The organism is Methylobacterium sp. Leaf93 (assembly GCF_001422345.1).
Lineage (GTDB): Bacteria > Pseudomonadota > Alphaproteobacteria > Rhizobiales > Beijerinckiaceae > Methylobacterium > Methylobacterium bullatum.
In genome coordinates, this window is the sequence record NZ_LMMS01000001.1 from 235,728 (window position 1) to 248,353 (window position 12,626).

A 12,626-nucleotide genomic window follows, 5' to 3' on the forward strand; every position below is an offset into this window, starting at 1 on the left:
CAAATATAGGTTCAAATAGGGAGATTAATGTTTTCGATCCAAGGCCTACGCCCACCTCAAACAATTAAACAGACGTCAGCACAACACATAGAAACAATAAAGCATTAATATATATTACTAATTATTTTCTTTATAAAATAAAAGATTATTCTATTAATATTTAAATCATGGGATATTAAGCTGTAATTGCCGGTATATGCCCGCGTATTGCGGCGGTAAGAGCCGGTATGCTATCGTTAAGGAGCATTCGCGCCAGCCATGACTTGAACTCAGAGGCAGATGTACTCTTCAGATGCTTTGCTGCAATAGCAACAAACGCCTTATCATCGTAGACTTTTAAAAAACCCGGAAGATTGTTGCTCTTCACTGCATCTCGAATTTGTGACTCAACGGCAGCGCCAACAGCAGCGACGTCAAGTGCGGCTGTTTGCTGACGGTACTCCTCCGCGATATCGGCAACTGAGGAGGCTGAACTAAGATCGATTTTCTTGAGAGTGCGGTCGATTCTCCTACGACAGTGACGTGCTACCACTCTCTCCAAGGCGTCTGGCTCGTCAATCTTCTTGAACACTTCACACATAAGTGCATTAAGACGGCTATCAAGCTCGGCCCCAACATAACCTTCCTTCTCTAAAATTGCACGGCTAACATCAGGTAGTAAAATCAGATTTTCAATCTCTGATACGGGTAACGCAGCAACACCAAGTCCCGCCAAATGAGCGGCATCGTGATCGTCCGCGTCAACTATACCAAAACAAGTTATGCGAGTTAGATTTTTATTAGTTCGCATAGTGGCAACCGCATGTATAACTTGCTCACATGATTGACGCGGGATAACTGTCCATTCAGGATAGCACGCTCGATAAATCATGCGATCTAGACTTGTCGAAGCTCCTTCGACAAACAAAATCGGCTTACGACTTCCTAGTATTAAAGTAGTTATTTCTTCGCTAAAACCAGAGTCTTCTGGAACAGCCTCAATGGACCAATTGCTGACAGGAGAGTATTCACTTATAACAAACTTATCGGCAATACGCGACGCGGCGAAATCAAGGTCATGAGTTATTAACACAAAAGCACAGTCGGGGCGCACGCTTTCAATTTCATCCCAAAGCTGCCCAAGAATGGCGCGATGGACATGAAGCTCCGGCTCATCAAAAATCAGCAAGGAATTTGCATCGGCAACCAATACCTGACCTAGAATATAAAAAATTGCCCTTTCACCGTCACTCATATCTGAGGCTTTATACCTAGACTGCGATGACGGAGAGGAAACCTCAATATCGTCGCCTGAGATGTAAAGTTTCCTATGCGGCAATATCTTGTCCCAAATCTCAACTAGCTTTTCGAAGTTTGTATAGGCAATATTTTGATAGTTACCCGCTCGTGCATTTTTGTGCGACTCAAGCGCAGTATTCGATTGATCAGCAAACAACGCCTGTACAATAAAATCATAATCGTCAAGAATACTAGTCTCAGCCTTTCCGCCCCAACGATTTCCATCCCTGTTGTCAGTAAATTGCGGAGCATATCCGGTCTTAAGCCCTCGAATTGCCCACTCTTTGCTAATTTTTGCAACGCTCGGATTTAACTTTAGCGCCCTGTGCGCAGCAATACGGTGAGACCTACTACCGAAAGTTCTCTCAATTAAAACAGCAAGTCGAGTCTTGCCACCACCATTAGCTCCTACAAAGATAACTGTTTTACCTTCATTAGCCGTAATTTCAGTACTAGTGTGCGGACCCGGTATCGATATTGAAAATGGCATGAAAGGCACCAACCCTTAGTGTGCATGCTGTTATAGGCTACAACTAACTTCGAGATATCGCATCTTGTGCGTGAATTTCAAGAAGAAAAATTTAGAGAAGCGCCGACTGAATACCGCCAGTACGATCAGCGAATCAGATCCATCGTCTTTTGAACTCTTGGGTGCACAATTCTGTGGCTACCGGAAAGAATGCGGGGTCACTGCCACATGGTGCGAACCCGCACTCTTCAGCATCTAAAACGTCGATCGCTAATCCTCCTCCCCAAACACAGAACTGATCCTCCTCCCCAAACACAGAACTGACCCTCGAGGGAACACCCACAGATTGGAACGGTTATCGAGTGACAGGCGCGGGGCGTGGACGTTTCTTCCCCTCGTGCCTCCGCCCATTCGAGAAACGCGGCCGGTGCTCTGCCCGGCCCCTGATCCTTCAGGACACGCCCATGCTCATCGACAGCGGATCGCCCGGCGCTCCGGCCACAATCGGCATCACCCTGACCATCAACGGCGAGGCACGCCAGCTTCAGGTGGCGCCCTGGACCACGCTCCTCGACCTACTGCGCGAGGATCTCGACCTCACCGGCACCAAGAAGGGCTGCGACCACGGCCAGTGCGGCGCCTGCACCGTGCTGGTGAACGGCACGCGGATCAATTCCTGTCTCGCGCTCGCCGTGATGAAGGACGGCGCCGAGGTCGTCACCGTCGAGGGGCTGGCCAAGCATGCCGGCCAGGACAGCGCGATGCACCCGCTCCAGGCCGCCTTCGTGGAGCGCGACGCCTTCCAATGCGGCTACTGCACCCCCGGCCAGCTCTGCTCGGCCGCCGGCATGATCGCGGAAGGTCACGCCACGTCGCGCGAAGAAATCCGCGAGGCCATGAGCGGCAACATCTGCCGCTGCGGAGCCTACACCAACATCGTCGATGCCATCGAAGACGTGATGCACGCGGGAGCTGCCCGATGAACCGCTTCGATTACGTTCGTCCGACCACGGTCGAGGAGGCGGTGCGGGCCATCGGCTCCGCCGCCAATGCCCGCTTCATCGCCGGCGGCACCAACCTCGTCGATCTGATGAAGTACAATGTCGAACGGCCCGAGCGCCTCGTCGACATCACCCGCCTGCCCTTGGAGGCCATCGAGGAGCATGACGGGGGCCTGCGCATCGGCGCCCTCGTCACAAACTCTACGGTGGCCTACGACGAGCGCATCAAGGAGCGCTACCCGCTTCTGTCGAGCGCGATCCTGGCCGGTGCCTCGGGCCAGTTGCGCAATGCCGCCACCACGGGCGGCAACCTCAACCAGCGCACCCGCTGCTATTATTTCTATGACGAGGCGACGCCCTGCAACAAGCGCGAGCCGGGCTCGGGCTGTCAGGCGATCGGCGGCGTCAACCGCATCCACGCCATCTTCGGCACCAGCGAGGCATGTATCGCCACCCACCCGTCCGACATGTGCGTGGCGCTGGCGGCCCTCGAGGCTGAGGTCCGCGTCACCGGACCGGGCGGCGAGCGCCGCATCCCCTTCGCCGAGTTCCACCGCCTGCCGGGGGACACACCGCAATACGACACCACCCTGAAGGCGGACGAGATCGTCCTCTCCGTCGATCTTCCGGACGCGGATTTCGCCGGCCACCACACCTACCTGAAGCTGCGCGACAGGCTCTCCTACGCCTTCGCCCTGGTTTCGGTGGCCGCCGTGATGAAGCGCGACGGCGACACGATCACCGAGGCCCGCTTCGCCCTCGGCGGCGTCGCGCACAAGCCTTGGCGCAATACCGAGGCGGAGGCCTCCCTCAAGGGCAAGTCCGCCACCCGCGAGAGTTTCGAGGCCGCCGCCGAGATCGTGATGCGGGAGGCCAAGCCCCAATCCGAGAACGGTTTCAAGATCGAGCTCGCCCGGCGCGCCATCATCCGGGGCCTGACCCAGGCCGCTGCCGGCACGCCCCAGTCGCAATCCGACAAGCGCATCGCCTGAGGACCCGTCCAGACATGGCAAACAGCATCTCCTCCACCGGCACGGACAGCTTCGTCGGCACCGCGCGTAGCCGCGTCGACGGCCCCGCCAAGGTCACCGGCCTCGCGAAATACGCGGGTGAATTCACCGCCGCCGATCTCGCCCATGGCTACGTCGTCTCCGGTGGGATCGCCAAGGGCCGCATCACCGCCATCGACAGCGCGGCGGCGGAAGCCGTGCCCGGTGTGCTCAAGGTCTTCACCCACGAGAACCGGCCGCGCACGGCCTGGCTCGATTACAATTACCAGGACGCCGTGGCGCCCCCCGGCTCACCGTTTCGTGCCTTCTACGACGACAAGATCCATTACAGCGGCCAGCCGGTGGCCCTTGTGGTAGCCGAGGATTTCGGCACCGCCCGCTATGCCGCGTCCCTGGTGAAGGTCTCCTACGAGGCCGAGGAGCCGCTGACCGACGTCGAGCGCCAGCGCGAATTCGGCTACGAGCCGCCGAAGAAGCGCGCCGGCATCAAGCCGCCGCCCGAGCCCTGGGGCGATGCCGATGCCGCCTTCGCTTCGGCCCCGATACAGCTGCGAGGCGACTACACGCTCGCCGTGGAGCACCACAACCCGATGGAGCCGCACGCCTCCACGGTGGTATGGGACGGCGACGGCGCGATCACCGTCTACGACAAGATCCAGGGTGTCTCGAACAGCCAGGGCTACATCGCGGGCGTGTTCGGCATGGACAAGGACAAGGTGCGGGTGCTCAACCCGTATCTCGGCGGCGGCTTCGGCCTCGGCCTGCGCCCGCAATACCAGCTCTTCCTCGCGGTCATGGCCGCGCGTGAGCTCGAACGTTCGGTGCGGGTGACCCTCACACGCGACCAGATGTTCACCTTCGGCTACCGCCCCGACGTGCGCCAGACCATCTCCCTCGGCGCGGACGAGGGGGGCAAGCTCCGGTCGATCAAGCACGATGCCCTGTCGGGTACCTCGCGGTTCGAGGATTACCAGGAGGTCGTGGTCAACTGGTCGGCCATCCTCTACGGGGCCTGCGAGAACGTCTCCCTCGACTACAAGCTGACGCAGATCGACACCTACACTCCCGCCGACATGCGGGCGCCGGGGGCGGTGACGGGGGTGTTCGCCCTCGAGATCGCCATGGACGAACTGGCCCATGCCACCGGCCAGGACCCGATCGCGGTACGCCTCAAGAACTACACCGACCGCGACCCCACCGAGGACAAGCCCTTTGGCTCGAAGGCCCTGCGCGCTTGCTACGAGCAGGGCGCCGAGCGCTTCGGCTGGTCCGAGCGCAATCCCGAGCCGCGTTCCATGCGCGACGGCAAGGAACTCGTCGGCTGGGGCATGGCCACCGGCGTGTGGGAAGCGCTGATGCAGAAATCCTCGGCCCAGGCGACGCTCACCGCCGACGGCAAGCTGGTGGTCGGTAACTCCACCGGCGATATCGGCACCGGCACCTATACGATCCTTACCCAGATCGCCGCCGATGCCCTCGGCCTGCCGATGGAAGACGTGACGACGAAGCTCGGCGACACCGACCTCGCCGAGGCGCCCGTGGCCGGCGGCTCGTGGACGGCGGCTTCGTCCGGCACGGCGGTGATGAAGGCCTGCCGCAAGATCGCGGCGGATGTCTTCGCCATGGCCCGTGCCATGGACGACTCGCCGCTCGCCAATGTCGATCTCGAGCGCGTCGTCTTCACCGGCGGCCGGATCGAGATGGCGGGCGACCCGTCGCGCAGCGTCTCCCTCGTGGACGCCATGAAGGCGGCCGGCGTCGACAAGGTCGAGGCGACCGAGAGCGCCGGTCCGGATGCGGGCCACATGAAGGAGTTCGCCTCCTACACCCACTCGGCCGTGTTCGCGGAAGTGAAGATCGACGAGGAGTTGGGCCAGGTCCGCCTCACCCGGATCGTCTCGGCCATCGCGGCGGGCCGGATCATCAACCTCAAGACCGCCCGCAGCCAGATTCTCGGCGGCGTGGTCATGGGGATTGGCTCGGCGCTGGAGGAAGAGTCCATGCTCGACCATACGGTCGGCCGGTTCATGAACCACAATTTCGGCGAGTACCATGTGCCGGTGAATGCCGACATCCACGACATCGACGTGATCTTCGTGGAGGAAGACGACAAGGCCAACCCGATGGGCGTCAAGGGGCTGGGCGAGATCGGCATCGTCGGCACGGCGGCGGCGATCGCCAACGCGGTGTTCCACGCCACCGGCAAACGCATCCGCGACCTGCCGATCACCATCGACAAGATCATCGGGTGATCGAAGCGACGGAATGATGGAACCACCAAGCGATCCGGGCCATCCGCGGCGGTCCGGGTCGTTCGCTGACGGCAGTCGGCTCAACTCGCCAACGACAGCGACTCCCCGACAGAGCGTTTCGCCCGCAACTCCACCACCCGCTCGGCCAGATACTCCGTATCCCGCGCGATCCCGGAGAAGCGTCCCGAGCCCCAGGTGTGGAGCCAGGGCAGGCCGACCACATAGAGGCCGTCCACCGGGGTCACGCCGCGGGTATGGATCGGCAGGCCGCGCCCGTCGAAGGCCGGGGCGTCGATGAAGCCGAAATCGGCGCGAAAACCCGTCGCCCAGATCACGCTGCCGATCCCGGCCGCCTCGGCATCGAGGCTCGGCGCGTGAGGTCCCGGCACCCAGAGCGGGGTATAATGCGCCTGTTCGGGAGCGGCGATCCCCTTGGCGGCGATGTGCCTGTCGATGGCGCCCTGGATTCCGGTATAGACCGCATCCGCATTGTCGAGGTTCCGGCCCAGGTCGTCGGCGAAACGCAGCACCGGGCCGTCGATGGATTCGAGGCGGCCGTGGAGGCTCATGCCTTCCAGGGCGAAGCGGCGCAGGTCGATGTCGCGGCCCCCGTCCCGGCCGGTGAGGTAATGGTTGGCCTTACGCCGCACATCCTCCTTGAGCGGGTGGTCCTCCACGGGGAGGTCGTACTGGCCCATATCGGCGAGCCAATCGACGGCGTCGCGCCCGCGATGAACGCGCGGGCAGCGCGGAGCCGAGCCCACCACGAGATGGACCTTGCGGCCGGACAGGTGAAGGTCCTCGGCGATCTGGCAGCCGGACTGGCCGGAGCCCACCACCAGCACCGCGCCGTCCGGCATCTGACTCGGATTGCGATAGGTCGAGGAGTGGATCTGCCGTAATCCGGCGGGCAGGCGTGCGGCGAAGGCCGGGATCGCGGGCACGTGATAGCCGCTGATCGCCATCACCACCTGATCGGCGGTGTGTTCGCCCCGGCTCGTCGCCACGCTGAAGCCGCCCTTAGGCCTGCGCCGGATCGCGGTCACCGCCACGCCCTCGGCCACGGGGGCCTCGATCGCCCTTGCATAGGCCTCGATGTAGCCGACGATCTCGTCCCTGGGCATGAAGCCGTGGGGCTCCTCACCCGGATAGGGGAAGCCCGGCAGCTGGCACTGCCAGTTCGGCGTCACCAGGCAGAAGCTGTCCCAGCGCTGGGTCTTCCAGGCATGGGCGATGGTGTTCTTCTCGAACACGATGTGGTCGATGCCGTGCCGGCGGAGCTGGTAGCTCATCGACAGGCCGGCCTGGCCGCCGCCGACGACGATGACCGGATGGTGCGAGGGGGGCGTCGGGGTCTGGTTCATGGGGGCGTCCTTCCGGCTCGGGCCGCTACTCCTCGAAGGCTTCGACGGTGACGCGGGCGTCGGGCGTGGCGGAGAGCGCCGTCGCCCGCGCCTCGATCCGGGCGAGCTGTCCGAGGGCGAGGCTGCAGGGGAAGCCGTAGCGGGCCTCCACGCGCGCGCTGGCGATGGTCAGCGCCGCCCGGCTGCGGGCGACGAAATCGGCGACGGCATAGGTTTCGCCGACCCCGAAATGCTCCTTGATCACGAGGGAGGGCGAATAGCAGGCCTCGCGTTGGCCATCGGGCCAGCGCACGTGAAAATGCATTTCAGGCATCCGACATCTCCTGTTTGCGGGCAGCGATGGACGCGTAAACCGGGCGGTGCTTCTCGGCGCAGGCGCGCCAGGAATGCGCTTCGGCGACGGCGAGGCCCGCTTTGGCCAACCGCTCCCTGGCGGAGGGCCGGAGGGCGGCGCGCATGCCGTGGAGGACCGATCCCTCGTCCTCCGGGTCGACGAACACCGTGTCCGCGGCCGTGAGATACTCGGTGAAGGGAGCCCGGTCGGAGACGATGGTCGGCGTGCCGCTCGCCATCGCCTCGAGCACGCAGAGGCCGAATCCCTCCCTGAGAGAGGGAAACACCAGGGCGTCGGCGAGGCGGTAGAGGGCCGGCATCGCGGCCTGGGGCACCGGCCCCGTCTGCACCACCGGACGGGCGGGGCCGACATCGAGGCCGTTGCGGTCGAGGGCCGCGCGGCAGCGGGCCTGATAGCCGGAATGGTCGAGGAGCGAGGCGCCCCCGACGACGAGGAGCTGCGCCGCCGGCCGCTCCTGCCTCAGCCGGGCGAAGGCCTCGATGATGGCGAGGCTGTTCTTGCGCTCCTCGAACCCGCCGACGCTGAGGAGGATCGGCCCCTCGCCGAGGCCCCACTCGCTCCGCAATGCAGTGTCCCCCTCCCCCGGCTCGAGCCCGAAGGCGCCGGTATCGACCCCGTTGCCGACATTGAGGGCGGCGAGCCCGTAATCCCGCGTGAGCGCGCCCTGCCACAGGCTGCTGACGCAGAGGAGCGCGGTGGCGTCGAAGATCGCCCGGTCGTGCCAGTAGGCGAGTTGCGGATCGGAGAAGAGGTCGACGTGGTGGACCGTGCGCACGAAGCCGGGGATCAGGCGACGGCGGGTGAGGGTGGCGAGCGCGTTGCCGCTGATCGCGTCCTGGGCATGGAAGACGTCGTAATCGCAGGCCGCCGGCGACGCGAAATGGCGCAGGTAATCCTCGATCCGGGTGCGGACGAGGTCCACCGTCGATCCCGAGACCGGCCGCGCCGCCACCGAGATCACCGGACAGGACGTCTTGCGGAAGAAGCCGGTCCCCGAAGGATCCGGCGCATGGACCGTCGCGCTGTGGCCGAGGGCGGCGAGCGCTTCGCCCAGGGCCAGGGCGTGGACCACCCCGCCGCGCGGATGGGTGGAATGCGCGAGGATCGCGATGCGCAGAGGCCCGGTCATTCTCGTCACGTCTCCTGCCCGCAGCCGATGAGGGGGCTCGCGGCGAAGTCCCAGACCACGGCCTCCTCCGTCCCGTCGGACACCGTCGCGATGCGGCCCGCATCCACGCCGCCGATGACGGAGGCGGCGATCCCGCGATCCGTGAAGCGCCGGAGGACCGGCGCGACGTTCGACGGCGGTACGCTGAGGAGGTAGCCGAAGCTCGGAAAGGCGGTGAGCCAGCGGGCGAGATCGATCCCCTCGGGGCGCGGGATGCGGTCCAGCCGGATGGCGGCGCCGACGCGGGAGCATTCGAGCAGCATCAGCGCCGTGCCGACGAGCCCGGCCATGCTGATGTCCTTGGCGGCCTTGGCGAGGCCGTCCTCGGCGATGCCGGCGAGGATCGCGGTGTCACCGCGCAGGCGCTCGGCCGGGGCACCGGTGGCCGCATCCCAATAGGGATGCGGATCGCGAAAGCGGCCGCGCAGGTCGATCGCCGCGACGAGGCTGTCGCCGGGCATGGCGTCGAAGCTGGTGAGGAGGCGCTTTGCCCGGCCGAGGATGGCGACAGCGAGATGCTCGTCCGCGTTGCGGGTGTTGCTGTGCCCGCCGACCACCGGCACGCCGAAGGTCTCGGCCCCCGCCCTCAGGCCGGCCAGGACCGGATCGGCATGGATCTGGTCCCGGCTCCATAGGGCATCGACCACCGCGATGGGGCGGCCGCCCATGGCGGCGATGTCACTGACATTGACCATCACCCCGCAGAACCCGGCGAAGTAGGGATCGGCGGCCACGAACCCGTCCATGAACCCCTCGATGGCCAGGAGCAGGTAGCCGTCGCCATCGGGAATGGCGGCGCAATCGTCGCCCAGTGGAATGGCGGCCGCGCGCCCGCCGAGGCCGAGACGCCCGATCACGGCGTCGATGTCGCGCTTGTGGGCGAGGCCACGCCCATGGCGGATGCCGTGCGCGATCTCGGCGAGGGAGGGCGGCAGGGTCATGGTCAGGCCGCCCGCCGGAGGAGCGTGACGAGGCCGCGCTCGGGGTCGGCCATGGGCGGGTAATGCGCGAGATCGGCCTGCATCAGGTGATGGGCGCGGCCATGCAGGTCGACCTCGGTGAGGCTGGTCCAGTGCAGCGCCTGGAACAGGGACGTGTTGGCGCTCTGCACATGGGCGAGGAAGCGGGTGCAGCCCCGCGCATGCGCCGAGGCCACCGCCACATGGATCAGGCCGGCGCCGAGCGCCCCGACCCGGCGGTAATCGCGGGCCACCGCGAGGCGCGAGCCCCACCATTCGCCGGGCCGGTCGGCGGTCTCGTGGATGCGCACGGTGCCGACGACGGCATCCGGCGCGCCGCCGAGGGTCGAGAGGGCGCAGATCGGGATCGCCACCGCGTCGATGGCATCGCGGTCGTCGCCCTCGAAGATCCCTTGCTCCGCGCAGAAGACCTGCCGGCGCAGGGACGCCGTGCCGGCCCGCTCCCAGGGAGCGGTGGCGAACTTGATCCGGAAATGGCTCGACCGGTAGGCGGGGACGGGCTCGAACATCGTCCCGCTCACCGCTCGTAGGTGGAGAGGGCCGAGCAGGCGCCGCAGCGTCCGCAGCCGGCCTTGATGTCGGTGGAGCGCAACCCCGCCCCCGCCAGCATCGCCGCGAGCGGCTGGAGCACGGAATGCATGAAATCCGGCGAGGGGGCGGGATGGTCCTCCAGCGGCGTGCCGGAAATCGGCACGAACGGCACCACGAACGGGTAGACGCCCATGCCGATCAGGCGCTCGGACATCGTCAGGATGGCTTCCGCCGTGTCGCCGAGACCGGCGAGGATGTAGGTCGAGACCTGACCCTTGCCGAAGACCGGCACGGCGGCGGCGAAGGCCTGGACGTAGCGCTCCAACGGCACGCTCGCCTTGCCGGGCATGATCGCGGCGCGCACCTCCGGGGTCACCGCCTCGAGATGCAGGCCGAGCGCATCGACGCCCGACGCCTTCAGCCTGGCGAACCAGCGGTCGTCGTCCGGCGGCTCGCACTGGGCCTGGATCGGCAGGTCGACGGCCGCCTTCACCGCGAAGGCGCTCTCGCACAGGACCGCGGCGCCGCGGTCGGTGGCGTTGGGCGTGCCCGTGGTCATCACCATGTGCTTGACGCCGTCGAGGAGGACGGCGGCGCGGGCAACCTCGGCGAGTTGCTGCGGCGTCTTGTGGGCGATGGTGCGGCCGGCCGCGAGCGACTGCCCGATGGAGCAGAACCGGCAGGTCTTGGTGCGGCTCTGGTAGCGGATGCAGGTCTGCAGCACCGTGGTGGCGAGCACGTCGCGACCGTGCAGCACGGCGATCTTCGAATAGGGCACCCCGTCGAGGGTCTGGAGCCCGTAGAAGCGCGGCTTGCCCGGAAACGTCACCCGGCCGATCACCGTGCCGTCATGCTCGATCACGCTCGACCCGTCGGCATCGGGCCGGCGCACGAGGTAGGGTGAATCGAAGGCGCCCGCCGTATGGACCGGCACCATCACGGTGCGGCCGGCGATGGTCATCGCCTTGTGGTCGGAGGGCCCGGCCCCGCCCCGGCGGCTGGCGACACCGGCGCGGGTGTCAGCCAGCCTGACTCCGTAGGATTGGAGGGCGTTGATCAGGTGCTCCGTCGGCATCCCCTGGTAGACCGGGGACGGCGCCGGCGACGAAGCGGCCGGGGAGGTCAGCAGCGGAGAGTCGCTCATGGTCGGTGCTCCGGGGATGCGGGATGTCCGATGCGGGCGTGGTCACCACCGTGCGGGCGGGACGCGCGTCGTGGTTGAGGCTGAGGAGTTCGGGGCGGGCGTAGTGGCCGACCGAATCCATCATCCGCTTGCGCTTGGTGACGAGCGCCATGTCCATGTCGGCGAGGAGGATGCCCTCGCCCTCATTCATCGGCGGAACGAGATGCTTGCCCTCGGGCGAGACGATGGCGGTGCAATTGCCGCCGCGCAGGGCCCCGCGCATCCGCTCGTCGGGAGAGATTTTTGCGATCTGCGCCTCGGTGAGCCAGCCGGTGGCGTTGACGACGAAGGCGGCGGCCTCCAGGGCGTGGTGCCGGATCGTCACCTCCATCTGGTCGGCGAAGATCTGACCCACCATGGAGCCGGGGAACTGGGCCGCGTGGATCTCCTCGTGCTGCGCCATCAGGGCGTAGCGGGCGAGCGGGTTGTAATGCTCCCAGCAGGCGAGAGCCCCGACCCGGCCCACCGCCGTCTCGACCACGGTGAGCCCGGCACCGTCCCCCTGCCCCCAGATCATGCGCTCGTGATAGGTCGGCGTGATCTTGCGGCGCTTGAGCAGGAGCGTGCCGTCGGCGTCGAAGATCAGCTGCGCGTTGTAGAGCGAGCCGTGGTCGCGCTCGTTGATGCCGAGCACGATCACCGCGCCATGCCGGCGGGCTGCCGCCGAGACCGCCTGCGTCACCGGCCCCGGCACCGTCACCGCGCCCTCGTAGAGCCGCAGGTGCTCCGGCCCCTGCGCCGCCGGCGGGGCGATGAAGGAAAAGTACGGGTAGTACGGCACGAAGGTCTCGGGGAACACGATGAACCGCGCGCCCTTCCCCGCCGCTTCGTCTGTCGCGGCGAGCACTCTTTCCAGCGTCCCGCCCGGCCGCTCCAGATCGGGGGAGATCTGGACGGCGGCGGCGCGCACGATGCGTGGCTCGGACAAGCGTGACTCGGACATGGGTCCGTTCCTTGGGGATCAGTGGTTGCCATGCCGCCGCAGGGACTGGCACGCCCGACACTCAGCGCAGCGCCCCCTCTCCCCGCCCGCGG

General features: G+C 65.5%; 11 protein-coding genes. 3 read left to right on the forward strand and 8 right to left on the reverse strand.

The features are described 5' to 3' along the window. Positions 1–175: 175 nt before the first annotated feature. Positions 176–1,768, reverse strand: coding sequence for an AAA family ATPase (locus ASF26_RS21730; RefSeq protein ID WP_082477456.1), 1,593 nt, complete (start codon positions 1,766–1,768; stop codon positions 176–178). A gap of 443 nt (positions 1,769–2,211) precedes the next feature. Here ASF26_RS21730 and ASF26_RS01085 point away from each other — a divergent pair, with 443 nt between their 5' ends. The 3 genes from ASF26_RS01085 to ASF26_RS01095 are packed head-to-tail and all read left to right on the forward strand — an operon-like array spanning position 2,212 to position 6,010. Then, on the forward strand, positions 2,212–2,730 hold the full coding sequence (locus tag ASF26_RS01085; RefSeq protein WP_056248297.1) for a (2Fe-2S)-binding protein: 519 nt from the start codon (positions 2,212–2,214) through the stop codon (positions 2,728–2,730). Next, on the forward strand, positions 2,727–3,740 hold the full coding sequence (locus tag ASF26_RS01090; protein ID WP_056248300.1) for a xanthine dehydrogenase family protein subunit M: 1,014 nt from the start codon (positions 2,727–2,729) through the stop codon (positions 3,738–3,740). Before ASF26_RS01085 ends, ASF26_RS01090 begins: the two co-directional genes overlap by 4 nt. Positions 3,741–3,754: 14 nt before the next feature. Continuing rightward, the gene (locus ASF26_RS01095) at positions 3,755–6,010 is read left to right on the forward strand and encodes a xanthine dehydrogenase family protein molybdopterin-binding subunit (protein WP_056248303.1); all 2,256 of its coding nucleotides are present in this window, start codon (positions 3,755–3,757) and stop codon (positions 6,008–6,010) included. 80 nt (positions 6,011–6,090) lie between these two features. Here the strand turns inward: ASF26_RS01095 and ASF26_RS01100 are convergent, their stop codons facing one another. From ASF26_RS01100 to ASF26_RS01130, 7 genes are read right to left on the reverse strand one after another with little or no spacing between them, the layout of a single operon-like run. Further along, complete coding sequence (locus tag ASF26_RS01100; RefSeq protein WP_056248307.1) at positions 6,091–7,374, reverse strand: MSMEG_0569 family flavin-dependent oxidoreductase; 1,284 nt, start codon at positions 7,372–7,374, stop codon at positions 6,091–6,093. A 25-nt stretch (positions 7,375–7,399) separates the two neighbouring features. Further along, on the reverse strand, positions 7,400–7,687 hold the full coding sequence (locus tag ASF26_RS01105; protein WP_056248311.1) for an MSMEG_0570 family nitrogen starvation response protein: 288 nt from the start codon (positions 7,685–7,687) through the stop codon (positions 7,400–7,402). Beyond that, positions 7,680–8,858 carry an MSMEG_0565 family glycosyltransferase gene (locus ASF26_RS01110; RefSeq protein WP_056248314.1) on the reverse strand — a complete coding sequence of 393 codons (1,179 nt, stop codon included), beginning with the start codon at positions 8,856–8,858 and terminating at the stop codon, positions 7,680–7,682. Before ASF26_RS01110 ends, ASF26_RS01105 begins: the two co-directional genes overlap by 8 nt. A 5-nt stretch (positions 8,859–8,863) precedes the next feature. Then, complete coding sequence (locus ASF26_RS01115; protein ID WP_056248319.1) at positions 8,864–9,838, reverse strand: sll0787 family AIR synthase-like protein; 975 nt, start codon at positions 9,836–9,838, stop codon at positions 8,864–8,866. Positions 9,839–9,840: 2 nt separating this feature from the next. Continuing rightward, complete coding sequence (locus ASF26_RS01120) at positions 9,841–10,386, reverse strand: MSMEG_0567/Sll0786 family nitrogen starvation N-acetyltransferase (protein WP_056248324.1); 546 nt, start codon at positions 10,384–10,386, stop codon at positions 9,841–9,843. A gap of 8 nt (positions 10,387–10,394) precedes the next feature. Further along, positions 10,395–11,483 (reverse strand): MSMEG_0568 family radical SAM protein, encoded by a 1,089-nt coding sequence (locus ASF26_RS01125; protein ID WP_018041841.1) that lies wholly within the window; start codon positions 11,481–11,483, stop codon positions 10,395–10,397. After that, complete coding sequence (locus ASF26_RS01130; protein ID WP_156462847.1) at positions 11,428–12,519, reverse strand: Nit6803 family nitrilase; 1,092 nt, start codon at positions 12,517–12,519, stop codon at positions 11,428–11,430. Before ASF26_RS01130 ends, ASF26_RS01125 begins: the two co-directional genes overlap by 56 nt. Positions 12,520–12,626 lie beyond the last annotated feature (107 nt).

What these genes read in the sequence shown, in the direction of transcription:
- ASF26_RS21730 (WP_082477456.1), bottom strand. Translation starts at nt 1,768, where the DNA reads ATGCCATTTTCAATATCGATACCGGGTCCGCACACTAGTACTGAAATT.
- ASF26_RS01085 (WP_056248297.1), top strand. Translation starts at nt 2,212, where the DNA reads ATGCTCATCGACAGCGGATCGCCCGGCGCTCCGGCCACAATCGGCATC.
- ASF26_RS01090 (WP_056248300.1), top strand. Translation starts at nt 2,727, where the DNA reads ATGAACCGCTTCGATTACGTTCGTCCGACCACGGTCGAGGAGGCGGTG.
- ASF26_RS01095 (WP_056248303.1), top strand. Translation starts at nt 3,755, where the DNA reads ATGGCAAACAGCATCTCCTCCACCGGCACGGACAGCTTCGTCGGCACC.
- ASF26_RS01100 (WP_056248307.1), bottom strand. Translation starts at nt 7,374, where the DNA reads ATGAACCAGACCCCGACGCCCCCCTCGCACCATCCGGTCATCGTCGTC.
- ASF26_RS01105 (WP_056248311.1), bottom strand. Translation starts at nt 7,687, where the DNA reads ATGCCTGAAATGCATTTTCACGTGCGCTGGCCCGATGGCCAACGCGAG.
- ASF26_RS01110 (WP_056248314.1), bottom strand. Translation starts at nt 8,858, where the DNA reads ATGACCGGGCCTCTGCGCATCGCGATCCTCGCGCATTCCACCCATCCG.
- ASF26_RS01115 (WP_056248319.1), bottom strand. Translation starts at nt 9,838, where the DNA reads ATGACCCTGCCGCCCTCCCTCGCCGAGATCGCGCACGGCATCCGCCAT.
- ASF26_RS01120 (WP_056248324.1), bottom strand. Translation starts at nt 10,386, where the DNA reads ATGTTCGAGCCCGTCCCCGCCTACCGGTCGAGCCATTTCCGGATCAAG.
- ASF26_RS01125 (WP_018041841.1), bottom strand. Translation starts at nt 11,483, where the DNA reads ATGCCGACGGAGCACCTGATCAACGCCCTCCAATCCTACGGAGTCAGG.